This is a genomic window from Pantoea sp. X85 (assembly GCF_029623675.1).
Lineage (GTDB): Bacteria > Pseudomonadota > Gammaproteobacteria > Enterobacterales > Enterobacteriaceae > Pantoea > Pantoea leporis.
The window spans coordinates 4,025,324-4,048,817 of sequence record NZ_CP121108.1 but is presented as its reverse complement, the minus strand read 5'-3'; the positions used below and the strand labels follow the sequence as shown (position 1 = coordinate 4,048,817).

Here is a 23,494-nt window from a genome sequence, read left to right as displayed (position 1 = left end):
TGAATTTTCTGGTTTTACAGTCGCTCTATCGCCAAAGCCAGCGCCAGCAATGCTTCTTCATCAGGCGCTGGATAGAGCAGTTCCAGCCCCAGCGGCAAACCGTTAGTCAATTGACCAAACGGCAACGTTACGGCGGGTAAGCCGCTGATGGCCGCCAGCTCCGGCGCCCAGCCCGGCGGCATCTTCTCCAGTGAAATCGGAGTGCGCTGGCTGGTGGGATAAATCAGCGCATCCAGCCGCTGATCCTGCATCTGCTGTTGCAGTTGCTGACGCAAATGGCGTTGAAAACGGCGTTGCTCGCGCCATGCGGCACACACCAGCGCGCTGCGCGTGAGGTGTAATTGCAGCAGTTCATCGAACTCGGCGAGATGTTCGCCTCGTGCCAGCAGATCCGAAAGCGAAGCAGGCGCATGGTCCATTTTGCTTAGCCAGCGGGACATCGCCGGATGGAATTCGCGCAGGCTGAGACAAGGTTCCTGCGCCACGCGCGATGATAGCGGTAACCGCAGCGGAATCAGTGTGGCGCCCGCCCGCCGCAGACGAGAGAAAGCCTGTGCTAATGCCTGACGTTGCGCGTCATCATCGCCTGACAGATCGTTAATCATACCCAGCCGCACACCCCGCAAGGTTCGCTGCGCTAGCGGGCGCACCGACAGCCCATGCGTTACCTGATGCAGCAGCGCTGCATCGGCCACGCACCATGTCATCGGCCCAACGGTGTCTTTGCTGAGCGAAAGCGGCGCGACGCCGCGCAGCTGGCGGCGGCGAAATGCCGGACGCAGTCCCACCAGACCGGTCCATGCCGCGGGAATGCGAATCGATCCGCCGGTATCACTGCCGAGTGCCGCATCCGCCATACCGGCCACCACCGCCGCTGCGCTGCCGCCGCTTGAGCCACCGGCGGTCAGCTGTGGATTCAGGGGATTGCGCACATCGCCGCCGAGCGAACTGCGCGAACGTACGTCAAAGGCGAACTCAGACAGATTCGCTTTGGCGAGAATCAGCGCACCCGCAGTTCTCAGGCGTGCAATCACGCGCGCATCTTCACGTGGCTGTGCTTCGGCCAGCGCCCGGCAGCCGAGCGTGGTAGCCATGCCGACGCAATCAATATTATCTTTTATCACCAGCGGAATGCCGTGCAGCACGCCAACCGGCGCGCCGCTACGCCATAAGCGATCGCAGCGCTGTGCCTCTTTCATCACCTGGGGATTAATACTGATAATCGCGTTGAGCGCGCGACCTGCGTTGATAGCGGCTAAGCGGCGTTCAACCTCTTCCGCACTGTTGCGCTGCGGTTGCAGGCGCGCGGCACTCATTTCACCGCATCCTGCGACAGCATGCCGCTCGCTTTACGTGCCGCTGGCGGCAACTGACGCTGCTGCACCCGTTTTGCCGCTAGCGGTGTTAACACGCCAGCGATCAGACACAAGCCACCAATCACCCAATAACCCGCGTAGACATTGACGTGTTGCAACAACACGCCCATCAACACCGGGCCGAAAAACATGCCGCACGAATAGATGGTTTGAAACAGACCCATCCGGGTGGTTTGTTCATGTTCCGAAGTGTTAACCACGCTCAAGGACATAAACACGGCAAACGCCATGCCAAAGGAAAAACCGGCCAGACCTTGCCACAGGTAAATCAGCCACATGTTGCTGGTCAAGGGGACGAAAATTGACGAGATGATTTGTAATCCGATGCCCACCAGCGCGGTGTTAACCAAGCCCAGCCGCTGATAAAACACGGAACTGCACAATGCCACGGCCACACCATAAAACAACAAGTGGATATTACTCAGCACTGCCAGCGTGCCCGCCTTGGCACCTAACTGCTGAGCGTATATGGGCGTGAGCGTGTCGCGAGTGGCAAACGGGACCAAAATCACCACCGTCGCCAGCAGCCCAATAAACCAAATTGAGCGGTCCGCTAGCTGGCGTTTAGCGCTGTCGATACAGGCTTTGAGGTGCGGCGCTTTGTGGCTATCTTCCTCTTCACGAACGCGCAGGCTGAGAATTAGCGCCAGGCAACCGGCAATCGCCGGCACAAAAAACGCCTGCGTACTGCCCAGCCATAGGGCAACGGCACCGCAAATGGCATTGCTAATAAACACGCCAATCGGCCCGGCCAATGCCAACAGCGCCACCGCAGCCGGCGCGTCGTCACGACGAAAATAGCGGATGAAAATGATGTTGTAGAGCACCCAACTCGCGGCAGCGATGCCGCAGGCCAGCTTGGCCAGCCAGAATGTCAGCGCAGCGGGGAACATCCACGCCAGCGGCCAGGCAATCACCGGCAGCAGCAGGGCGAACTGCATAAACACTTTGCGATTTTTCATCACGTCAGAGATGACGCTGAGCGGAAAACGGATACACAGCGACGCCAAACCAGAGGCGCCCATGATCATGCCGATGGTTTGCGGTTCAATGCCTAATCTCACCATGTAAGGCGCCATGAAGGCATCGAAGCCGTGAATGCAGATAAAAAACAGCACGCTCATGGTGAAAAACGTCAACAGCTCGGGACGGCTAAACAGTGCTCGAAACATGTTAAACCTCTTATCAACACAGATAAGTGACTAAAAACGCGGGTTTCATCCTGAGTCCGGGTCGGTTATGTTGCATGCATTGAATACGTATTCAACGGCCGAAGTTACGAAATGATTTCATGTTTGTAAAGTGCGTGTCTGGCAATGTGAAAAAAAAGTTATTGAGTGTTGCATACGCATGCAAAAAAGGTGTAAGAGTAAAAAACACACACCGAAGCAGGTGAGTCCGGTTGATGAAATTGGCTACAATGCCCGGCAGTCACCCGTGCATCAGTGTGCTAAACAGGAAGATAACGCCATGAAACGTAAGACCTTCGGTCCAGTGACCTCACAACAAGTTGCGCAGCACGCCGGCGTTTCACAGTCTGCGGTATCGCGTACCTTCACGCCGGGCGCCAGTATTTCACCGGCCACGCGTGAAAAGGTGCTGCAGTCTGCCCGTGAGTTGGGTTATCGACCCAACGCGTTGGCGCGATCGCTGAACACCGCACGTTCGCGCATCGTTGGTGTGGTGATCTCCTGTTTCGATAATCCGTTTTATCCCCATGTGCTGGAAGCGTTGGGGCGTGAACTGGATGCGCTTAACTACCATCTGCTGCTGTTCGTCAGCGATCGGGATAGCAATGTTGACCGCATTTTCGATCAGATCATGCAGTACCGCGTGGATGGCATTGTGCTGGCATCCGGCGCGTTATCCGATGCCTTATCCGAAGAGTGCCACGGCGCGGGCATTCCGGTGGTGCTGTTCAACCGCACCGCCGAAAGCGAAATGGCGTCAAGCGTGAATACCGATAACCGTGCCGCCGCACGTCAGATCGCCGAATTTCTGTTGGCAGGCGAACATCAACGCTTTGCCTGCATTACCGGCGCGGACAACGCTTCGGTAAATCAGCTACGGCTGGACGGTTTTCGCGAGGCATTGCGCGCGCGCAACATCGACGTCACGGTGTTAGCGGGTCAAAACGACAGCGAGCAAACCGCACAGGCGGCGCGTCAATTGTTCAGCAGCGGCACGCCGCCCGATGCGGTGTTTGCCGTCAACGATCATATGGCGCTGACGGTTATGGATGTGGCGCGTTACGAGTTTGGTCTGCGCATTCCGCAGGATGTGTCGGTGGTGGGTTATGACGATGTTGGTCCAGCGGGCTGGCCTTCGTATGCGCTGACGTCTATCTGTCAGCCGGTTGAAGTGATGGTGCAACGCACCATTGGCCTGCTAATGCAGCAAATCGACAGCGCGGTGATGGCACCCGAGCAAATTGTTATTCCCGGCACGTTGGTAGTACGCCACTCCGCGCGGCGTCCGCGTCACGGCGTGGTAGAAGAGAACGGCCAGCTGCTATTTCGTTCAGAGGAGGTTGAGTAATGCGATTGCCGGGTTTCAGTCCCCAGTTTGATTCTATTCAGCAGTTTATTCTGACGTTAACCCACGTGGTATGGGAGCAGAAGGATATCGGGCAACTGGCTGATTTCTACGCCACGCCGGTGGTATTTCACACGCCGGAAAAGCGCCTGACCGAACTCAGCGATTTCATGCGTTTGACGCTGGAAGCGTTACATTGCTTCCCGCAGCGTCAGGTGCTGACCGAAGATATTCTCACCGCGCGTGAAGGCGATACCTGTTGGTACGCCTCGCAGCGCACGCAGGCACGTATTCAGCATCTGGGCGAAGGCTTCTTTGGCGCGCCGAGTGGCAAAACGGTTTGGGTACGTACTTTCGCCGATCGTATTTGTCGTGATGGGCTGGTGGAGCAAGAGTGGCTGCTGCAGGATCGCGCGGGCATTCTTGCGCAGATTGGTACCAACGTGGCGGAGTTTGCCCAGCATCTAACGCAGATGCGCCAGCAGCAAGGGCTGGAGATGCCCGCGCCCGAAGAGCTGGAAGCGCGTTGGGCTGGCGGCCCGGATGGCGATGATGCCGAAGGAACCATCGCGGGTTTGATTGAGCGCTATCTCAGCATGTGGGCCGGCGGCAACAGCGGTGTGGTGCCAGGTGTTTATCATCCTGCCGCCACCTTGCACGGACCGGGCCACAGCAGCTTTACCGGCGAGCAGGAGATTGGCAGCTTCCTTTCCGGCTATCGCGCCTCATTCGCTGACAGCGAAACGCAGCTGCATCATTTGGTGGTGCGCCGCGATGCCAACGAACCGGTGCGCATCAGCCTGCGCTGGTCACTGTTGAGCTGGCATGACGGCTACGGAAAGTTTGGTCCGCCGTCGCGCAAGCCAGTGTGTATTTCCGGTATTTCTCATTTGGAATTACGTGATGGCGTCATCATGCGGGAATATTTAGGTATTGATGAACTCTCAATCTGGTTACAGCTACTCAGCTGATTAATCAGCACTTTTAAATAACGCATCACGTCACGGTAATTAATCCCTTAATTACCGACGGCGTTCTGCACCCTGAATTCAGCCGGGTGAATCGGCAACGCTTGATTGCGAGGACCGCGCTCACCCTTAATTCGTCAAAAGCAGGAGTGTTTATGTCTACAACGGACACGGCTAATAAAGCCACCGCCAGTGAAAAGAGCGCAGAAAAAACCTCAGCACGCACCCAGGCCGAACCGGTTTTGCAGGTTGAGCGACGGGATTTTGTCGATCTGGTTCCAGAAAACCGTGCGCGGGTGCAGCCAATGCGCGGTTTCGATCCCTGCTATACCGATATCGTTGATTACATTGTGCGTTGTACCCACAAGATCTGGGATGAGCGCGATGTCGGGCTGATCTACAGCCATTACACCCATAACTGCGTGTTATACAACGCATTGGGCACCATTTATACCCGTGAACAAGTGGTGCTCGATACCTTGCAACGTTTGGTCGCCTTCCCGGAACGTCGCGGCATGGCAACGCAGGTGATTTGGAACGGCAACGACGTGGACGGCTTCTACACCTCGCATCTGGTCACCGGTAGCGGCCGCCATACACAATCAAGCCAATACGGTAAACCCACCAACCGCACCTTCACCACGCGTACCGTGGCGGATTGCATGATTCTGGAAAACAAGATTTACCGCGAATGGGTGGTGAGCGACAACATGTCGCTGATGCGTCAATTGGGGCTGGATACCGACCAGATCGCGTACAACATGGCGAAAGAGCAGTTTGATAAGGGTTTCCGACTGACGGAGATTGGCGAAAACCGTCGTCTGCTCGGCCAGTATCCGCCAGAAAGCGATCCGGATTACACGCTGGCGCACAGTGATACCGAAGCACAGGTGCTGGGCTGGCTGCACGAGATTTACAACAAACGCATGCTGGGCAAAGTGAAAGAGGTTTACGCCAGCAATGTGCAGTGGCACGGCCCACTGATGAAAGAGTTATATGGTCAGGCATCGGTGATCCATCAGACGCTGGCGCTGATCGGCATGATCCCAGACGGCGCATGGATGCCGCAGCATATCTGCTCCAATCCATGTGAAGAGGGCGGCACCAAAGTGGCGGTGCGCTGGGTAATGGAAGGGCATCATCTTGGCTACGGCGAATTGGGTAAACCGACGGGACAGCGTCTGCTGGTGATGGGCATGAGCCACTATCACGTAGTAAACGGCAAAATTGTTGATGAATGGGTGGTTTACGATCACCTGGCGATGCTGGCGCAGATCAAACTGGGACAACTGGCGGAGACGGAAGCATGAGCAAACAACGCGTGCAGTTTATCAAGCAAGCCGCGGGCGAGGATGCGCAGGCGGATGCCAGCCTGATCGCCACCGTGAGCGACATTATTAGCAACGTGCGTCAGCGCGGAGACGCGGCACTGCGTGATTACTCGCAGAAATTTGATGGTGTCGCGCCGGAGCAGCTGGAAGTTTCGGCAGCAGAGATCGAGCAGGCGCTGGCGCAACTCGCCGATCAAACCCGCCAGGACAGTGAGTTTGCTATTGCCCAGGTGCGCCGCTTCGCCGAAGCGCAGCGCGCCACCTTGCAGCCACTGGAGATTGAGACGTTGCCGGGCGTTCATCTGGGGCATCGCATCATCCCGATTGAAACCGTGGGCTGCTATGTGCCGGGCGGACGCTATCCGATTCTCTCCGCGCCGGTGATGTCTATCGTGCCAGCGGTGGTGGCGGGCTGCGATAACATCATCGCCTGTCTGCCGCCGGGCGCTCATCCGGCAATGATTGCAATTTGCCACTTGGCCGGAGCGCACCGCATTTTCAAAGTTGGTGGTGCGCAGGCCATTGCCGCGATGGCATACGGCACCGCATCGCTGCCGGCGGTGGACAAGATCGTCGGGCCGGGCAACGCTTTCGTCAATGAGGCGAAGCGTCAGGTATTTGGCAAAGTGGGTATTGATGCGTTGGCGGGGCCGAGCGAAATCTTTATCGTCGCCGATGACAGTGCTGATCCGCGCGTGCTGGCAGCGGATCTGCTGGCGCAGGCGGAGCATGACGTGCGCACGCGTGTTGGGCTGGCGACCACCAGCGAACGCGTGGCGCATGCAACATTGCGGGAAATTGAGGCGCAGCTGGCATCCTTGCCGACGGCGAAAACGGCTGGTGAGGCGTGGCAGCGTCAGGGCGAAATTGTTCTCTGTGCCGACGAGGATGCGATGGTGGCGTACACCGATGAGATCGCCACTGAGCATCTGCAAATCCATGCGCGCGATCCCCATGCGCTGGCGGCGCGCATCCGCAATTACGGATCGCTGTTTATCGGGCAAAACGCCAGCGTGGTGTTTTCTGATAAATGCTGCGGCACCAACCACACGCTGCCCACCATGGCGGCGGCACGTTACACCGGCGGATTGTGGGTCGGTGCGTATCTGAAAACCTGCACGCATCAATGGATTGACGATCAGGGCATCGCCGCCATCGCTGCTCCTGCGGTGCGCCAGAGCCGTACCGAAGGGATGCAGGCGCATCGTCGTGCAGCGCAGATTCGTTTGCAGCCAGAAAAACTCGACGCCATCCTGCGTGGCGCGGAGGATTAGTCCGTGACTTTCATCACCTGCCAGGCGAGGATGCTGGCAGGTGATGAACAGAGGAATCGGGCTATGCAGGGCAGTCGTCGTACCCTGAAGTTACTTACCGCTTTATTGGTGCTGTTGATTGTCGGACTGATCGCCGGCGCCATCCATTTCCATAAAAACTCTAACGCCTTATGGCAGATCATCAGCGAAAAGTGCGTGCCGAATATGGCGGCGACGGGCAACCCAGCGCCATGCCAGCAGGTGAATAGCGCGCAGGGTTACGTCACGCTGAAAGATCTCAACGGGCCGTTGCAGTATCTGCTGATGCCGATCGAAAAAATCACCGGCATGGAAAGTCCCATCATTCTTGAACCTGCTACACCAAATCTGTTTGCCGAAGCCTGGCAACAGCGCGGATTACTGGCGCAAAGGCACGGCGCGCCGATTCCCGATAGCGCGCTGTCGCTGGCCATCAATGCGCAATACGGGCGTACGCAGAATCAGCTGCATATTCATATTTCCTGTCTGCGTCCGGATGTGCGCCAGCAGCTGGATGCGCTGGCACCGAGACTGAATGCACAGTGGCAGAGTGAAACGCTGCGCAAGCATGGTTATCTGGTGCGGGCGCTTTCTAAGCAAGAGCTGTCGCAGCAGAGTGCGTTTATCCGTCTGGCGGATGAAGTGCCGCATGCGCGCAGCGAGATGGGGAAATATGGCCTGGCGCTGGCACAGCTGCCGGATGGCCGTTTAGCGCTGCTGGCGCTGGAACGTAACTGGCTGAAACTGAACAGCGGCTCGGCGGAAGAGCTGCAGGATCATAACTGCAGCATATTGCCGCAATAACCCTTTTTCGTAGGGACGCAATTAATAGCGGCCAATAAAAAAGGCGGCTAATCAGCCGCCTTAATCTGCATCTAAACGCTAAGTTACACGTTTTTCGCTGCTGCTGCCGCTTTCACGATTACCGCAAAAGCATCCGCTTTCAGTGAAGCACCGCCAACCAGCGCGCCATCGATATCTGGCTGGGTGAACAGCTCAGCGGCGTTTTTGTCGTTGACCGAACCGCCGTACTGAATGATCACTTGCTGAGCGATAGCCGCATCTTTCTTCGCGATGTGGTCACGAATGAATTTATGCACCGCCTGAGCCTGCGCTGGCGTAGCTGATTTTCCGGTACCGATAGCCCAAACCGGCTCATAAGCGATGACTGCGCCTTCGAACGCCGCGGCGCCCTGCGTTTCCAGCACGGCGTCGATCTGACGTGCGCACACTTCTTCCGTTTTGCCCGCCTCGTTTTCTGCGTCAGTTTCACCGATGCACAGAACCGGCACCAGACCCGCTTCTTTCACTACGGCAAATTTCTTCGCGATGAACTCGTCGCTCTCTTTGTGGTAGGTGCGGCGCTCAGAGTGGCCGATGATGATGTATTTCGCGCCAACGTCTTTCAACATGTCTGCGGAAGTTTCGCCAGTGAATGCGCCAGACAGATTAACGTCAACGTTCTGAGCACCCAGAGCAATGTGGCTACCGGAAATGGCGTGTTTCGCCAGGTCCAGATAGATGGCTGGCGGTGCAATCGCGACGCCACAACCATCAACACCAGACAGCTCTTTGCGCAGGCCTTCAATCAGCTCTTTGGTGATCTGCTTGCTACCGTTCAGTTTCCAGTTACCCATAACCAGTGGATGTCGCATTCTTTCCTCCGCATAACGCGATTCATGAAATAGCGCTGCCATCGGGCAGCGATGTCTGCGAGACAGTATAGAGATCAAATGTGTTGCTGGCTTTGCTTTTCGTCATTTTTGCCGGTGCGATCAGGGCGTCGCGAGCGCCAGTTTTATCGGTTCAACGGCGAAGGTCAAACCCTTGTCGCCGTTGTCTGCCACCACGAAACGCAATGCACCTTCGGTGCGGGCAAAATAGCGCGCACCTTTACCGGCGCTCAGCAGGGAATCGAGTTTTTTACGCCCCTCTTCGGGCGACAAGCCGGGAATGAAGAAGCGCAGCAGGGCGGTCATGTAATCCATGGCGCGAGCCTGCGCGGCTTTCATATCGGGACCGGGAACCGGCAGCCAGGTGATTTGCAGGGTTTTGATTTTGCCGGTGCCTTGCTCCAGCGCGGTTGAGGCATACAGCGTTTCGCTGATTTTGCTGGCGGCACGCGTCAGATTGCTTTTATCGCCGCGACTATCAATGGCGCGATACTCCTGCAGCAATGCATTGGGATTAGCCGCGTTGTACTTCTCACGGAACTGAGCAACGGTCATATCGAACGTCGGCGCACCCGCGAGCAGATAGGGCGCTACAGGCAGATGATCGCTACGATCCAACGCGGCTGCATCGTCCGCCCAGGCGGGAAATGTCAGTGCGAGGCCAAGCAGCAGCGCGACTGGCAGGTTGTTCATTGCTTCGGCCCTAAATCATTCACTTAGCCCACGATTAGAACGGTTTTTACCGGGCAAAGTCAAAACCCACACTGGGAAAAATCTCAGATTATTCGCTCCGCGCCGATTACCAGTAATGCTCGCTGGTCATGTGGCCGGGTTTGCGTTTGAAATGTTTGCGCATCTCACGCGTATCTTTCAGCAGCTGCTGGGTATCGCGCACCATCTGTGGATTGCCGCACAGCATCACATGGCTGGTTTCTGCCGTCAGCGGCAAGCCAACCGCACGCTCCAGTTCTCCGCTTTCAATCAACTGCGGTACGCGGCCGTGCAGCGAACCGGCGATCTCTTCGCGGCTCACCACCGTTTGGATGTGTAACTTGCCCTGATAGCGCTGCTGCAACGCCTGCATCAAGGGCAGGAAGCTCAGATCGTCGGCGAAGCGCGCGGCGTGTACCAGCACAATATTGTCGAAACGATCCAGATCTTCGCCCTGTTGCAGAATCGATAAATAGGGGCCGATCGCCGTGCCGGTCGCCAGCATCCACAGCGTTTGGCAATCTGGAATTTCGTCGAGCACAAAGAAACCCGCCGCCTCTTTAGTGATCATCACCTGCTCGCCGGGCTGCAGCGCCTGCAAACGCGGGCTCAGTTTGCCTTCCGGCACCGTGACCAGATAAAACTCCAGCAGCGGATCCTGCGGCGCGTTGACGTACGAATAGGCACGCTGCACGCGCTCACCGTCAATCTCCAGAGCCAGCTTGGCAAATTGTCCCGCGGTAAAGGTATCAATCGGCGCTGCAACGCGCAGGCTGAACAGTGCGTCGGTCCAGTTTTTTACCTCTTTCACTTCAGCATTGATCCACTCAGCCATGCTCACTCCTTAGTGTTGAATATTCAGGCACATGATTATCATCGTTATCCATCCGATAAATTTCCAGCCCGGTACCCTGTAAAGGGCTCTCAGCGACAAACGCAGCGCACAGATCAGCAACTGTAGCGGGCGGTTTACAATCTGGACAAACAGCTTGACGGCTTGAGACATACAGCTTTGCCCGCGCCTCTCGATTTGTCACTGAATCCTGATATTTTTGCCGCCATAAATCCGAGGCGGCCTTTTTTGTGCTGCTTATTCTTTGTTTCTCAGGCAGACATTTTGTTCCATGTTGATAAGTAAAACGCAAAATCGCTTTCTGTTATTCATGCTGATCGTGCTGGTGGCGGTTGGGCAGATGGCGCAAACCATCTATGTGCCAGCGATGGCCAACATGGCCGAAACGCTTAATGTGCGCAGCGGGGCGATCCAGCAGGTGATGGCCGCCTATCTGATGACCTACGGCGGATCGCAGTTGATCTACGGCCCGCTGTCGGACAGTTTTGGCCGACGTCCGGTGATCCTGATTGGCATGACGATCTTTGCCGTCGGCGCGTTGATCGCTATGTTCGCGCCCTCGTTGGATATTTTGGTGCTGGGCAGCGCGGTACAAGGTTTAGGTACCGGCGTGGCGGGCGTGATGGCGCGCACCATGCCGCGCGATCTCTACGCCGGCATCGCGCTGCGTCAGGCGAACAGCTTGCTTAATATGGGCATTCTGGTCAGCCCGCTGCTGGCGCCGGTGATTGGCGCGCTGCTGACGCATCTGTTTGGCTGGCACGCCTGTTTTGCCTTCCTGCTGCTGCTGTGCGTCGGCGTCACCGCGTCGATGGCGCGCTGGCTGCCGGAAACGCGTCCAGCGGATACGCCCGCCACGCCGTTCCTGCGCCGTTATGCCACTTTGCTGAGCGACGGCAACTTTGTGCGGTACCTGCTGCTACTGATTGGCGCGCTGGCGGGCATCGCAGTGTTTGAAGCCAGCTGTGGCGTGCTGATGGGCGGCGTGTTGGGGCTGGATGGATTGACCGTCAGTATCCTGTTTATCCTGCCGATTCCGGCGGCGTTCTTTGGCGCCTGGTTTGCCGGACGTGAGCAGAAATCCTGTCACACGCTGATGTGGTACGGCGTGAACAGCTGCCTGTTAGCGGGCTTGCTGATGTGGGTTCCGGCCTGGTTTGGCGTGATGAACATCTGGACGTTGCTGGTGCCGGCTGCGCTGTTCTTTTTTGGCGCGGGCATGCTGTTTCCGCTGGCAACCTCGGGCGCGATGGAGCCGTATGCGTGGCTGGCGGGCAGCGCGGGTGCGTTAATCGGAGGCTTGCAGAATCTCGGTTCCGGCGTGGTGGCGTGGCTTTCTGCGCTGTTGCCGCAGCACGATCAATCCAGCCTTGGCATGCTGATGTTCGTGACGTCGCTGGTGATGCTGCTGTGCTGGTGGCCGCTCTCACGTCATCCGGAGAGCGGTAAGCAGGCGATTACAGGATAAATTGATGCAGCGCCGCGTCTTTGCGATCCAGATAGTGGATTGACTGGATGCGGCGAATGGTGCGCGATTTACCGCGCACCAGCAGGGTTTCGCTGGTGGCGATGTTGCCGTTACGCGTGATGCCTTTTAGCAAATCGCCGGTGGTGATGCCGGTGGCCGCGAAGATAACGTTATCGTTGCGCGCCATCTGATCCAGTTTCAGTACCTGACCCGCTTCAATGCCCATCTCGGCGCAGCGTTGCAGTTCATTCTCGCCCAGACGACGATTCTCTTCGCTATCCCCTTTCACCTGGTGACGCGCCAGCAGGCGTGCCTGCATGTCGCCGTCCATCGCACGGATCACGGCCGCCGATACCACACCTTCCGGCGCGCCGCCGATGCCGTACATCACATCCACTTCGCTATCCGGCATACAGGTAAGAATCGAGGCCGCAACATCGCCATCCGGGAAAGAGAACACGCGCACGCCGAGCTGCTGCAGCTGGGCAATCACCGCATCGTGGCGGGGCTTGGCCAGAATCGATACCGTTAGCTGGCTGAGCGGTTTGCCCAATGCCAGCGCGATGTTTTTCAGGTTGATATCAAGCGGCAGATTGAGGTCGATGGCGCCACGTGCGCCCGGTCCAACAATCAGCTTTTCCATGTACATATCAGGTGCGTGCAGGAAGCTGCCCTTATCACCAACCGCCAGCACCGCCAGCGCATTGGCCTGGCCCATCGCCGTCATGCGTGTGCCTTCGATCGGATCGACCGCGATATCCACCGCGTCGCCACGGCCGGTACCGACTTTCTCACCGATATACAGCATCGGCGCTTCGTCGATTTCGCCTTCGCCAATCACAATCTGGCCGTCGATATCAATAGTGTTGAGCATAATGCGCATGGCGTGAACGGCTGCGCCGTCGGCCGCATTTTTATCGCCGCGTCCTAACCAGTGATAGCCCGCCAGAGCGGCGGCTTCAGTCACGCGGGAAAATTCAATCGCGAGTTCTCGTTTCATGGTGGCACCTGACAAAAAACAGGCAGGCAGTTTAACACAGCGGAGAAGCGTGGCAGGGGAAAAACCCGCGGCAGGGCACCGCGGGTCAGCAGGATGTTACTCTTCGTCTTCCCACGCTTTGGCGCGAGCGACGGCTTTCTTCCAGCCAGCGTAACGGACGTTACGTTCGGTGGTTTCAATGCTTGGGCGGAACTCACGCTCAATCACCGCTTTAGCGCGGACTTCTTCCAGGTCGCCCCAGAAGCCAACGGCCAGGCCAGCCAAATATGCCGCACCCAGCGCCGTGACTTCACGCACTTCCGGACGCTCAACGCGCGTGCCGAGAATGTCAGACTGGAACTGCATCAGGAAGTTGTTGGCGACCGCACCACCATCCACGCGCAGTGACTGCAGGCGGGTGCCGGCATCGTTCTGCATCGCTTCCAGTACGTCGCGCGTCTGGTACGCAATCGACTCCAGCGTGGCACGGATGATGTGGTTAGCGTTCGCACCGCGCGTCAGACCGAAAATCGCGCCGCGTGCATACGGGTCCCAATAAGGCGCGCCCAAACCGGTGAAGGCCGGCACCATATATACGCCGTTAGTGTCTTTCACTTTCAACGCGAAGTATTCAGAGTCGGTTGAATCACTGATCAGCTTCATCTCATCGCGCAGCCACTGAATCGACGCACCACCGATAAACACCGCACCTTCCAGCGCATAGTTCACTTCGCCGCGTGGGCCGCAAGCGATGGTGGTCAGCAGGCCGTGCGTAGACGTCACGGCTTCGGTGCCGGTGTTCATCAACATAAAGCAGCCGGTGCCGTAAGTGTTTTTCGCCATACCCGGTTGTACGCACAGCTGGCCATACAGCGCCGCTTGCTGGTCACCGGCGATTCCGGCGATAGGAATACGCGTACCGCCTTTACCACCAATGTTGGTCTGGCCGTACACTTCGGAAGAACCTTTCACTTCTGGCAGCATTTCACGCGGGATATCGAGGATCTCCAGCATGCGCTCATCCCACTCCAGCTTGTGGATGTTGTACATCATGGTACGTGAGGCGTTGGTGTGATCGGTGACGTGCACACGTCCCTGCGTCATTTTCCAAATCAGCCAGGTATCAACGGTACCGAACAGCAGTTCGCCGCGTTTTGCACGCTCACGTGCGCCTTCAACGTGGTCAAGAATCCACTTCACTTTGGTGCCGGAGAAGTACGGGTTAATCACCAAACCGGTGGTGTGCTGGATGTACTCTTCCAGACCCTCTTTCTTCAGTTTGTTACAGTAATCTGCGGTGCGCGGATCCTGCCAGACGATGGCGTTGTAAACCGGTTTGCCGGTCTCTTTATCCCACACGATGGCGGTTTCACGCTGGTTGGTGATACCAATCGCCGCGATTTGATCGGAGTTAATATCGGCGTGCGCCAGCACTTCCACCAGCGTCGAGCTTTGTGACGCCCAGATATCCATTGGGTCATGTTCAACCCAACCCGCTTTCGGATAGATCTGGGTAAATTCGCGCTGAGAAACCGCAACGATGTTGGCATCATGATCAAGCACCACGGCGCGTGAGCTGGTTGTGCCCTGATCGAGTGCAACGATATATTTTTTATCAGTAGTCATTGTGCTGTCCTGATGTGGTATCGATGAAACTTACGCTTTACGCTGCTGAGCGCGCGCAACCGGTTTTTCTGCTGTGCTGGCTTCCGCGACGTTAACTGGCAGATGGCGGCCAATCAGTGAACGGTAACCAAAGGCTCCGAGGCAAGCACCGACCAGCGGGCCAAAAATCGGAACCAGGAAGTAAGGAATATCTTTGCCACCGGTGAAGGCGACGTTGCCCCAACCAGCGAAGAACGCGAACAGTTTTGGACCAAAGTCACGCGCCGGGTTGAGTGCGAAGCCGGTCAGTGGACCCATTGAGCCACCGATGACCGCCACCAGCAGACCAATCAACAGCGGAGCCAGCGGACCACGCGGCACACCGTTGCCGTCATCGGTCAGCGCCATGATCACTGCCATCAACACCGCTGTAATCACCATCTCAACCAGGAACGCCTGAGCTACGCTGATGTGCGGGTTCGGGTAAGTCGAGAAGATACCGGCCAGATCGAGGCTTTCAACACTGCCGCGCACCATTTGATGGCCCGCTTCGTAATCGAAGAACAGATTGTAGTAGAGACCGTAAACCAACGCGGCAGCGCAGAACGCGCCGGCAACCTGCGCCAGAATATAGGGAACAACTTTACGACCTTCAAAATTAGCAAACAGGCACAGCGCGACGGTAACGGCTGGGTTAAGATGCGCGCCGGAAACGCCTGCGCTCAGATAGACTGCCATGGAGACGGCTAAACCCCAGATAATACAAATTTCCCACTGACCGAATGACGCACCGGCCAGTTTCAGTGCAGCAACGCAGCCTGCACCAAAGAAGATAATCAAACCTGTACCGAGAAATTCAGCGATGCACTGACCTTTTAGTGTGTTAGTTGTCTGACTCATAATGGCATTCCTGAAGCGAGGTTAAATTTTATCAGTTTTTGTTCTCATCCATGAGTCGCCCAGCTATCAATGTAGGGTTGATGTGAATTTATCGTTAACGAGCATAAACGAGAAATAGCGAAATTGAAAACTGTGTACTGCGTCATAAAAATGCGCGTTTTCGCGTCTTTTGCGTTTCTTTAAGGCCCATTCACCGCGCTTTACTGGTCGATGCTGACGTGATCGCGCACACAGATGCGCGAAGATGCGCATTTTTTTAGGCATAGACTGAAAAGTGTTACAGACTGCCCTCGCAGGCCTTGTGCCGCTGGACTTGCTGGGTTTGGCTACATACAATCGAGTCATCGTGGCTGAGCGCACTGTAATAAGGCATGCACTAGCCCCATCAACGCCTTGCAAGATTTAGGAGAGGTCAGAAAGATGTCATTTGAAGTGTTCGAGAAACTGGAAGCGAAAGTACAGCAGGCGATTGATACCATCACTCTGCTGCAGATGGAAATTGAAGAGCTGAAAGAGCAAAACAACACGCTGAAAAACGAAGTCAGCCAGGCTTCAGGCAACCAGGATGCACTGGTGCGTGAAAATCAGCATCTGAAAGAAGAGCAGCATGTCTGGCAGGATCGTCTGCGGGCACTGCTGGGAAAAATGGAAGAAGTTTAAGCGTCAATGCTTAAACCAACGGGTGCCGCGGCACCCGTTTTTGTTGCGGCTTACTCGATGTCGAGCGCGTCTTCAGACAGGATGATGCCGGTATTGTCGGCATACAGATGGTCGCCAGAGAAGAAAGTCACGCCGCCGAAGTTAACGCGCACGTCACTTTCGCCAATGCCTTCACCCGCTGCTCCCACCGGAATCGCCGCAATCGCCTGAATGCCGATTTCCAGCTCTTCGAGATCGTCAACCTGACGCACCGAGCCGTACACCACAATGCCTTCCCACTCATTTTGCGCCGCCAGACTCGCCAGCTGAGCATCGACCAGTGCGCGACGGACCGAACCGCCGCCATCCACCAGCAATACGCGACCCCGACCGTTCTCTTCCAGCAAATCGTAGAGTAAGCCGTTATCTTCGAAACATTTCACTGTGGTGATTTGACCACCGAATGAGCTGCGCCCACCAAAGTTCGAAAAAAGCGGTTCAACAACATTCACAGCTTCGTGGTAGATGTCACAGAGTTCAGATGTATCGTATTTCATGAGGGTTTTCGTCTGTTTGCCACAGGAGCGCTAAGTATATCGCTATCTGGCGATTGTTGGCAAAATCATCAACCGCCAAAAAAAGCGTTGCATCAATATCCTGCGTAAAAAAAAGCCCGGCACAGTGGCCGGGCAGAGATTTCGCGGGTGAAGCTTACAGAATGAAGCGGCTGAGATCTTCGTCGGCCACCAGCTCATCCAGATGCTTACCAACGTACTCAGCATCGATAGTGATCGACTCACCGTTACGATCGCTGGCGTCATAGGAGATATCTTCCATCAGACGCTCCAGCACGGTATGCAGACGACGCGCACCGATGTTCTCGGTGGTCTCGTTCACCTGCCATGCGGCTTCGGCAATACGCCGCACTGCGTCATCGGTGAAGTCGATGTTGACCCCTTCGGTGCCCATCAGCGCTTTGTACTGCACGGTAACCGAGGCGTTTGGCTCGGTCAGGATGCGCTCGAAGTCATTGACGGTCAGCGCCTGCAGTTCAACGCGAATCGGCAGACGGCCTTGCAGTTCTGGGATCAGATCTGACGGGCTGGCGACCTGGAACGCGCCGGAAGCGATAAACAGAATGTGGTCGGTTTTCACCATGCCGTGCTTGGTGGAAACGGTGCAACCTTCAACCAGCGGCAGCAGGTCGCGCTGTACGCCTTCGCGTGACACGTCTGGACCGCCCGCATTCTGGCCGCCGCGCTTACAGATTTTGTCGATTTCGTCGATGAACACGATACCGTGCTGCTCAACCGCATCGATGGCATCCTGCTTCAGCTCTTCCGGGTTCACCAGCTTGGCCGCTTCTTCTTCAATCAGCAGCTTCATGGCTTCTTTGATTTTCAGCTTACGCGGTTTCTGCTTCTGCCCACCGAGGTTCTGGAACATCGATTGCAGCTGGCTGGTCATCTCTTCCATGCCCGGAGGCGCCATGATCTCAACGCCAGCCGATGAAGCGGCCAGATCGATCTCAATCTCTTTGTCATCCAGCTGGCCTTCGCGCAGTTTCTTGCGGAAGGATTGACGCGCTGCCGATGGCTCAGCCGCTTGTTCAGCCTGGCCCCAGTTATTTTTCGCGGGTGGGATCAGCACATCCAGGATGCGCTCTTCCGCCATCTCTTCCGCGCGGTACTTGTTCTTCTCGATCGCCTGGCTGCGCACCATCTTGATGGCAGAATCGGTCAGATCGCGAATGATGGAATCAACCTCTTTACCGACGTAACCGACTTCGGTGAATTTGGTGGCTTCCACTTTGATGAACGGTGCGTTCGCCAGTTTGGCTAAGCGACGGGCGATTTCGGTTTTACCGACACCGGTTGGACCAATCATCAGAATGTTTTTTGGCGTCACTTCATGGCGCAGCTCTTCGTCGAGCTGCATGCGGCGCCAGCGATTACGCAGGGCGATCGCGACCGCCTTCTTTGCGCCGTCCTGGCCGATGATAAAGCGATTAAGCTCGCTGACAATCTCGCGTGGAGTCATCTCAGACATGATGTTTAGTCCTTAGCCTTAGACGGTAATGCTTCGAAGTTAATATTGTGGTTGGTGTAGATACAGATATCGCCAGCGATGTTCAGCGCTTTCTCCACGATATCGTGTGCACCAATGTCGGTGTTTTCCAGCAGCGCGCGTGCCGCTGCCTGGGCGTAAGGCCCACCAGAACCAATTGCGATCAGGTCATTTTCCGGCTGGATAACGTCGCCGTTGCCGCTGATGATTAATGAGGCGTTTTCGTCGGCCACCGCCAGCAGCGCTTCAAGGCGGCGCAGCATGCGATCGGTACGCCAATCTTTAGCCAGTTCGACCGCCGCTTTCACCAGATGGCCCTGGTGCATTTCCAGCTTGCGCTCAAACAGTTCAAACAGGGTGAAGGCATCTGCGGTACCGCCAGCAAAGCCGGCGATCACTTTATCGTTGTAAAGACGACGGACTTTTTTAACGTTGCCTTTCATTACGGTATTGCCGAGCGTAGCCTGGCCATCACCGCCAATCACTACCTGGCCGTTGCGTCGTACACTTACTATTGTTGTCACGGGCAGACCCCTTGTTGCAGTAGAAAAGGAACTCCGCGCACTCGGCGCGGAGTATCATGCAACCAGATATGGGGTAGGAAAAAGGGGTTTCAACCCCCGAGAGCGAGGGGAATACAACTTCCGTGGCCGGAACTGTGTAAGCGTTTGACTGTGCTGTCGGCGCTGCTGCGATCTTTGAACGGCCCGATCACCACGCGATTCCAGCCACCGCCGGTGGTAATGCGGCTCTCAAATCCTTCAAATGCCAGACCGGCGCGCACGGATTCCGCCTGATCGGTACCTTTGAACGAACCACACTGCACCATCCAGCGTTGTGAAGCGGCTTTCTCTTCCGCTTTCGCCTTGGCCGTTTCCTGCGGCTTGGTTTGCTGCGTTGGCTCACGCGTGATCGGCGCAGCTTGCTGTTGCTGCTGCTGACGCGCGGCCTGTTGTTGCTGCAACTGTTGCTGGCGCTGCTGCTGCTGTAACTGTTGCTGCTGACGTTGCAACTGCTGCTGTTGTTGTTGCTGAACCTGCTGTTGCTGCACCTGCTGACGCTGCAGCGTTTGCTGGCGCTGCGCCGGGGTTTGTTCGTTCCACGGCACTTCGTTCAACTGCGTCGGCTGCTGGCGCATATCGGCCTGCATCTGCTCCAGCAGCTGGCGCTGTTCATCGGTCAGCTGAGTTTGTGATTGCACGCCACCAGCCGAAGGCTCAGTTGGCGACGGAACGGTAATTTGGCGATTTTCCAGCTCTTTGATGTACTTCCAGCGCTCTTCCGGCTTCGGCGGCAGGCCGTTACCGTTGGCTTTGTGGTTTGGAATGACCTCAATCTCTTCTTTCTTATGATGCGAGATAAACCATAAACCACCGGCAAAGGTGACCAGCACGGCCGCGGCCAGTACCATCATGAGCTTTGAAGTGCCTGATCCGCCTTTGCTTTTCTTGCTGCGGCTGGCGGGTTTTTTGCGACGCGTCCCTGTTGAACGCCCGCGGCCTACATAATCTTTCTGTGCCACTTTCGTTCTGCTACCCTTCAAAAAAATGCCAATGGGCATGTAAATGTGCTGTTAATTGCCCGGCAATGAATGCGCCATGTTACGCAAGGGCTGGAACTTTGACCAGCACAGTCTGCCTTCAGAATCCGCTGAAAATGCAGGCATCTGTGCACTATTTTTCCCGTTTTGCCGCCGGTGCCGTACTGCCGCGCACGCGCAGCTCCGCATCCAGCAGGCGCGAACCGTTATTCACGCGTTTACCCTGCAGCTCATCAAGTAACAGCAGCATCGCTTCTCGGCCGATGGCAAAACGCGGCTGGGCCACGGTGGTCAGCGGCGGATCGTAGTATTGCGCCAGTTCGATATCATCAAAGCCCACCACCGACAGATCCTGCGGAATGCGCATGCCAAGTTTACGCGCCTGGTTCATCGCGCCCAGCGCCATCAAATCGCTATGGCAGAAAATCGCTTTCGGCGGCTGCGGCAAACTCATCAACTGCTTAAGCGCATTCGCGCCGGCTTCAAAGGTGAAATCGCCATGCACAATCATCGTTGGGTCGATAGGGATGCTGCTGCGACGCAGCGCCTGAATGTAGCCCTGCAAACGATACTGGCTCAGCGGAATGTGTTCTGGCCCGGTGATACAGGCAATTTGGCGATGACCAAGCTGCAGCAGGTGATTCACCGCTTCAAAGGCGGCGGTCAGGTTATCGATATGGACCGTGGGTAATGCCATCTCCGGCGCAAATTCGTTGCCCATCACCATCGGCGGCAGGTTGCGCTGATCTTCAATGCCCGCCTCAAACGGCAGCTGTGAACCCAACAGCACCATGCCGTCGATCTGTCGCGTCAGCATTAAATTCAGAAAGGTTTTTTCCTGTTTATTCTGATGCGCGCAATCGCCAATCAGTACCAGATAACCCTCATGCGCAGCGGTGACTTCCACGCCGCGAATGATCTCACTGAAGAAGGGATCGCAGATGTCCGGCACAATCACCAGAATGGTTTGTGTTTCACCGCGTTTGGCATTGCGCGCCAAACCGTGCGGCGCATAACCCACGGCAATCACGGCTTTTTCGACCTTGAGCCGGGTAGCAGCAGAGACTTTTTCTGGATTCATCAACGCACGTGAAACCGTGGCGGTTGAAACGCCTGCTTTCTCGGCCACATCTTTCATGGTGGCGGCGGTGGAGGGTTGCTTCTGGTCCAACGTATAACTCCTGACGCGGTACAGCGCATTGATTTTCAGACATTACCGGGCTTCAACCGGGTCGGCACTATTGTTAACCCAAGGTCGCGTCGGGTTGTTACTTAATTTGCATAAAAATTGTGACTTGTGCGACTTTTTTCGATCTGGCTCGCAGTTGTGGCGCGGCTTAGCTCTCGGTGGGATCGATATCCAGCGTCCATTTCACTTTGCGTGACGCCGGCAAGGTGGCGATCAGCGGCAGCGATCCGCTCAACAGCTGTTGCAGACGTTTGCGCGACGGATGCTGCAACAGCAGCTGCCAGCGCCAGCGTCCACTGCGCTTCGGTGCCAACGCCGGAACCGGCCCCATCAGCCACATCGCCTCATCTTTAAGCGGGCTGGCTTCCAGCAAATTACGCAGCTGTGTGAGGAATTCCGCCGCCTGCTGGTTATCCATATCCTCAGCGCGGAACAGCGCATGGCTGGTCCACGGCGGCAGCTGAACGGACTGACGCTCCAGCAGCGTTTGATCGGCAAAGGCGAAATAGCCGCGATGCAGTAATGTTTGCAGCAATGGATGTTCCGGATGATGGGTCTGCAGCAACACTTCGCCCTGTTTACCCGCACGACCGGCGCGACCCGCGACCTGCGTGTAGAGCTGAGCGAAACGCTCGGCGGCGCGGAAATCGGCTGAGAACAGCGCGCCATCAACATCCAGCAGCGACACCAGCGTGACATCCGGGAAATGATGGCCTTTCGCCAGCATCTGCGTGCCCACCAGAATGCGCGCGCCGCCGCGATGCACATCGGCCAGATGCTGCTCCAGCGCGCCTTTACGGCTGGTGGTGTCGCGATCGATGCGCGATACCGGCACGCCGGGGAACAGCGTGCCCAGCTGCTGTTCCAGCTGTTCGGTGCCGACGCCGACCGGCATCAAATGCGTTGAACCACAGCTCGGGCACTGATTCGGCAGCGGGCGCTGGCTGTCACAATGGTGGCAGCGCAGCTGGCGATGGTTCTGGTGCAGCGTGTAGTAGCTATCGCAGCGCTGGCACTCGGCCAGCCAGCCGCAATCGTGGCACATCAGCGCCGGAGAGAAGCCACGGCGGTTGAGGAACAGCAGAACCTGATTATCGGCCTGCAGGTGCTGACGCATTTTGCCGAGCAGTGCTGGCGCCAATCCGCCTTTCAGCTGCTGACCTTTAAGATCGATCAGCTGCTGTAACGCCGGTTTAGCATTGCCCGCGCGTTTGGTGAGATTGAGCTGGCGATATTTGCCGACGCGCACGTTGTGCAAGGTTTCCAGCGCGGGCGTGGCGGAACCCATCACAATCGGAATGTCTTCCTCATGCGCGCGGAACACCGCCAGATCGCGCGCCTGATAGCGCCAGCCTTCCTGCTGTTTGTACGAGCTGTCGTGCTCTTCATCAATGATGATGACGCCGGGACGCGCCAGCGGCGTGAACAGCGCCGAGCGTGTACCGATAACAATCGCCGTTTCGCCGCTGCGCGCGCGCAGCCAGACGGCGAGGCGTTCGCTGTCATTCAGTGCCGAGTGCAGCACATCAATCGGCGCATCAAAGCGCTCACGGAAGCGGGCGATGGTTTGCGGCGTCAGGCCGATTTCCGGCACCAGCACCAAAGCCTGTTTGCCGCGTGCCAGCACGTTCTCCAGCACGCTGAGATACACTTCGGTTTTACCCGACCCGGTAATGCCAGCCAGCAGCCACGGCGCATAGTGATCGTCTTCACTGCGCATCGCGCCCACCGCCATCGCCTGATCGGTATTCAGGCGCAGGCGATCCCCTTTGACGGCAAAGCTGGTACGCCAGTCGTGCATCTGCGGCGTGTGTTCACGCAGTTCGCACAAGCCTTTTGCGCGCAACGCTTGCAGCGCGGCATCGGTAAAATCGTGTTCGCTGACCTGATGACGATAGAGCGGTCGCTGACGCAGCATCGCCAGCGCTTGCTGCTGTTTCGGCGCGCGCTTCAGGCTCTCCATCGCCACTTCACGGCCAGCATCATTAATCACCCATTGCCACAGCGGCGCTTCCTGCGCGGGTTTGCCCTGACGCAGCAGCACCGGCAGCGCATGGCTCAGCACTTCGCCGAGCGGCGAATGATAATAGTTGGCGGCCCAATGCAAAATGCGCCACAGCGCGGGCGAGAACAGACTTTGATCGTCGAGCACGCTCTCTATCTGCTTGAGCTGCGTCAGCGGCAGATCGCTGGTCTCACGCGTGCCGATCACAATGCCGATCATTTTGCGGTTGCCGAACGGCACATTCACGCGTGCGCCCGCCACCGGCTGCGGCGCATCGGCAGGCAGCAAGTAATCAAACAGGCGAGGTAGCGGAACGGGCAGGGCAACCTGAACAACGGGCATCTGAATCTATATCCGGTTCTG

Annotated in this window: 21 protein-coding genes; 7 read left to right on the top strand and 14 right to left on the bottom strand. The window is 56.9% G+C overall.

Translation table 11 applies throughout. The annotated features are described in order from the left end of the window. Positions 1-14 precede the first annotated feature (14 nt). Entirely contained in the window at positions 15-1,316 is a 1,302-nt protein-coding gene (locus P6287_RS18855) for an amidase (RefSeq protein WP_277974241.1), read from the bottom strand. Next, entirely contained in the window at positions 1,313-2,548 is a 1,236-nt protein-coding gene (locus P6287_RS18850) for an MFS transporter (protein WP_277974240.1), read from the bottom strand. Before P6287_RS18850 ends, P6287_RS18855 begins: the two co-directional genes overlap by 4 nt. Positions 2,549-2,846: 298 nt before the next feature. Here P6287_RS18850 and P6287_RS18845 point away from each other — a divergent pair, with 298 nt between their 5' ends. From P6287_RS18845 to P6287_RS18825, 5 genes are all read left to right on the top strand, one after another. After that, on the top strand, positions 2,847-3,914 hold the full coding sequence (locus P6287_RS18845; protein WP_101760652.1) for a LacI family DNA-binding transcriptional regulator: 1,068 nt from the start codon (positions 2,847-2,849) through the stop codon (positions 3,912-3,914). Beyond that, positions 3,914-4,882 carry a nuclear transport factor 2 family protein gene (locus P6287_RS18840; RefSeq protein WP_110868187.1) on the top strand — a complete coding sequence of 323 codons (969 nt, stop codon included), beginning with the start codon at positions 3,914-3,916 and terminating at the stop codon, positions 4,880-4,882. The genes P6287_RS18845 and P6287_RS18840 overlap by 1 nt, the downstream gene beginning before the upstream one ends. A 152-nt stretch (positions 4,883-5,034) precedes the next feature. After that, entirely contained in the window at positions 5,035-6,189 is a 1,155-nt protein-coding gene (locus P6287_RS18835; RefSeq protein ID WP_110868186.1) for an ester cyclase, read from the top strand. Then, a complete protein-coding gene (gene hisD, locus P6287_RS18830; RefSeq protein ID WP_101760649.1) occupies positions 6,186-7,484 on the top strand; it encodes a histidinol dehydrogenase in 1,299 nt (432 codons plus the stop codon). The genes P6287_RS18835 and hisD overlap by 4 nt, the downstream gene beginning before the upstream one ends. A gap of 63 nt (positions 7,485-7,547) precedes the next feature. Next, positions 7,548-8,306, top strand: a complete 759-nt coding sequence (locus P6287_RS18825) for a CDP-diacylglycerol diphosphatase (protein ID WP_192237040.1) — start codon at positions 7,548-7,550, stop codon at positions 8,304-8,306. Between the two features lie 83 nt (positions 8,307-8,389). On the opposite strand, the gene tpiA is transcribed toward P6287_RS18825, so the two are convergent. The 3 genes from tpiA to fpr form a co-directional block, all read right to left on the bottom strand. Continuing rightward, positions 8,390-9,157, bottom strand: coding sequence for a triose-phosphate isomerase (tpiA, locus tag P6287_RS18820; RefSeq protein WP_277974239.1), 768 nt, complete (start codon positions 9,155-9,157; stop codon positions 8,390-8,392). A 120-nt stretch (positions 9,158-9,277) separates the two neighbouring features. After that, positions 9,278-9,868: a YiiQ family protein gene (locus P6287_RS18815; protein ID WP_137386755.1), complete on the bottom strand. Its 591-nt coding sequence runs from the start codon at positions 9,866-9,868 to the stop codon at positions 9,278-9,280. A 106-nt stretch (positions 9,869-9,974) separates the two neighbouring features. Beyond that, positions 9,975-10,721, bottom strand: coding sequence for a ferredoxin--NADP(+) reductase (gene fpr, locus P6287_RS18810; protein WP_110868182.1), 747 nt, complete (start codon positions 10,719-10,721; stop codon positions 9,975-9,977). Between the two features lie 289 nt (positions 10,722-11,010). On the opposite strand from fpr, the gene emrD reads away from it, so the two are divergent. Next, positions 11,011-12,207: a multidrug efflux MFS transporter EmrD gene (emrD, locus tag P6287_RS18805; protein WP_277974238.1), complete on the top strand. Its 1,197-nt coding sequence runs from the start codon at positions 11,011-11,013 to the stop codon at positions 12,205-12,207. Here the strand turns inward: emrD and glpX are convergent. The 3 genes from glpX to P6287_RS18790 all read right to left on the bottom strand — a co-directional run bounded on the left by glpX (position 12,197) and on the right by P6287_RS18790 (position 15,691). Then, positions 12,197-13,207, bottom strand: coding sequence for a class II fructose-bisphosphatase (gene glpX, locus P6287_RS18800; RefSeq protein ID WP_277974237.1), 1,011 nt, complete (start codon positions 13,205-13,207; stop codon positions 12,197-12,199). The genes emrD and glpX overlap by 11 nt on opposite strands. A gap of 96 nt (positions 13,208-13,303) precedes the next feature. Beyond that, positions 13,304-14,812: a glycerol kinase GlpK gene (gene glpK / locus P6287_RS18795; RefSeq protein WP_110868179.1), complete on the bottom strand. Its 1,509-nt coding sequence runs from the start codon at positions 14,810-14,812 to the stop codon at positions 13,304-13,306. A 30-nt stretch (positions 14,813-14,842) separates the two neighbouring features. Continuing rightward, complete coding sequence (locus P6287_RS18790) at positions 14,843-15,691, bottom strand: MIP/aquaporin family protein (protein WP_061720295.1); 849 nt, start codon at positions 15,689-15,691, stop codon at positions 14,843-14,845. A 420-nt stretch (positions 15,692-16,111) separates the two neighbouring features. Between P6287_RS18790 and zapB the strand changes: the two genes are divergently transcribed. After that, positions 16,112-16,351, top strand: a complete 240-nt coding sequence (gene zapB, locus P6287_RS18785; RefSeq protein ID WP_007885384.1) for a cell division protein ZapB — start codon at positions 16,112-16,114, stop codon at positions 16,349-16,351. A 50-nt stretch (positions 16,352-16,401) separates the two neighbouring features. On the opposite strand, the gene rraA is transcribed toward zapB, so the two are convergent. The 6 genes from rraA to priA form a co-directional block, all read right to left on the bottom strand. Further along, positions 16,402-16,887 carry a ribonuclease E activity regulator RraA gene (gene rraA, locus P6287_RS18780; protein WP_061720294.1) on the bottom strand — a complete coding sequence of 162 codons (486 nt, stop codon included), beginning with the start codon at positions 16,885-16,887 and terminating at the stop codon, positions 16,402-16,404. Positions 16,888-17,041: 154 nt separating this feature from the next. After that, the gene (gene hslU / locus P6287_RS18775; RefSeq protein ID WP_007885388.1) at positions 17,042-18,379 is read right to left on the bottom strand and encodes an HslU--HslV peptidase ATPase subunit; all 1,338 of its coding nucleotides are present in this window, start codon (positions 18,377-18,379) and stop codon (positions 17,042-17,044) included. A gap of 5 nt (positions 18,380-18,384) precedes the next feature. After that, positions 18,385-18,921, bottom strand: a complete 537-nt coding sequence (hslV, locus tag P6287_RS18770; RefSeq protein ID WP_101760642.1) for an ATP-dependent protease subunit HslV — start codon at positions 18,919-18,921, stop codon at positions 18,385-18,387. Between the two features lie 89 nt (positions 18,922-19,010). Continuing rightward, complete coding sequence (gene ftsN / locus P6287_RS18765; protein ID WP_277974236.1) at positions 19,011-19,919, bottom strand: cell division protein FtsN; 909 nt, start codon at positions 19,917-19,919, stop codon at positions 19,011-19,013. Positions 19,920-20,070: 151 nt separating this feature from the next. Then, positions 20,071-21,108 carry a DNA-binding transcriptional regulator CytR gene (cytR, locus tag P6287_RS18760; RefSeq protein WP_277974235.1) on the bottom strand — a complete coding sequence of 346 codons (1,038 nt, stop codon included), beginning with the start codon at positions 21,106-21,108 and terminating at the stop codon, positions 20,071-20,073. Between the two features lie 166 nt (positions 21,109-21,274). Beyond that, a complete protein-coding gene (gene priA, locus P6287_RS18755; protein WP_110868178.1) occupies positions 21,275-23,473 on the bottom strand; it encodes a primosomal protein N' in 2,199 nt (732 codons plus the stop codon). Positions 23,474-23,494: the final 21 nt, after the last annotated feature.

Coding starts and splice junctions, on each gene's coding strand:
- P6287_RS18850 (WP_277974240.1), bottom strand. CDS start 2,548: ATGTTTCGAGCACTGTTTAGCCGTCCCGAGCTGTTGACGTTTTTCACC.
- rraA (WP_061720294.1), bottom strand. CDS start 16,887: ATGAAATACGATACATCTGAACTCTGTGACATCTACCACGAAGCTGTG.
- P6287_RS18815 (WP_137386755.1), bottom strand. CDS start 9,868: ATGAACAACCTGCCAGTCGCGCTGCTGCTTGGCCTCGCACTGACATTT.
- hslU (WP_007885388.1), bottom strand. CDS start 18,379: ATGTCTGAGATGACTCCACGCGAGATTGTCAGCGAGCTTAATCGCTTT.
- zapB (WP_007885384.1), top strand. CDS start 16,112: ATGTCATTTGAAGTGTTCGAGAAACTGGAAGCGAAAGTACAGCAGGCG.
- glpK (WP_110868179.1), bottom strand. CDS start 14,812: ATGACTACTGATAAAAAATATATCGTTGCACTCGATCAGGGCACAACC.
- priA (WP_110868178.1), bottom strand. CDS start 23,473: ATGCCCGTTGTTCAGGTTGCCCTGCCCGTTCCGCTACCTCGCCTGTTT.
- hisD (WP_101760649.1), top strand. CDS start 6,186: ATGAGCAAACAACGCGTGCAGTTTATCAAGCAAGCCGCGGGCGAGGAT.
- P6287_RS18840 (WP_110868187.1), top strand. CDS start 3,914: ATGCGATTGCCGGGTTTCAGTCCCCAGTTTGATTCTATTCAGCAGTTT.
- P6287_RS18835 (WP_110868186.1), top strand. CDS start 5,035: ATGTCTACAACGGACACGGCTAATAAAGCCACCGCCAGTGAAAAGAGC.
- fpr (WP_110868182.1), bottom strand. CDS start 10,721: ATGGCTGAGTGGATCAATGCTGAAGTGAAAGAGGTAAAAAACTGGACC.
- emrD (WP_277974238.1), top strand. CDS start 11,011: ATGTTGATAAGTAAAACGCAAAATCGCTTTCTGTTATTCATGCTGATC.
- glpX (WP_277974237.1), bottom strand. CDS start 13,207: ATGAAACGAGAACTCGCGATTGAATTTTCCCGCGTGACTGAAGCCGCC.
- P6287_RS18855 (WP_277974241.1), bottom strand. CDS start 1,316: ATGAGTGCCGCGCGCCTGCAACCGCAGCGCAACAGTGCGGAAGAGGTT.
- tpiA (WP_277974239.1), bottom strand. CDS start 9,157: ATGCGACATCCACTGGTTATGGGTAACTGGAAACTGAACGGTAGCAAG.
- P6287_RS18845 (WP_101760652.1), top strand. CDS start 2,847: ATGAAACGTAAGACCTTCGGTCCAGTGACCTCACAACAAGTTGCGCAG.
- P6287_RS18790 (WP_061720295.1), bottom strand. CDS start 15,691: ATGAGTCAGACAACTAACACACTAAAAGGTCAGTGCATCGCTGAATTT.
- P6287_RS18825 (WP_192237040.1), top strand. CDS start 7,548: ATGCAGGGCAGTCGTCGTACCCTGAAGTTACTTACCGCTTTATTGGTG.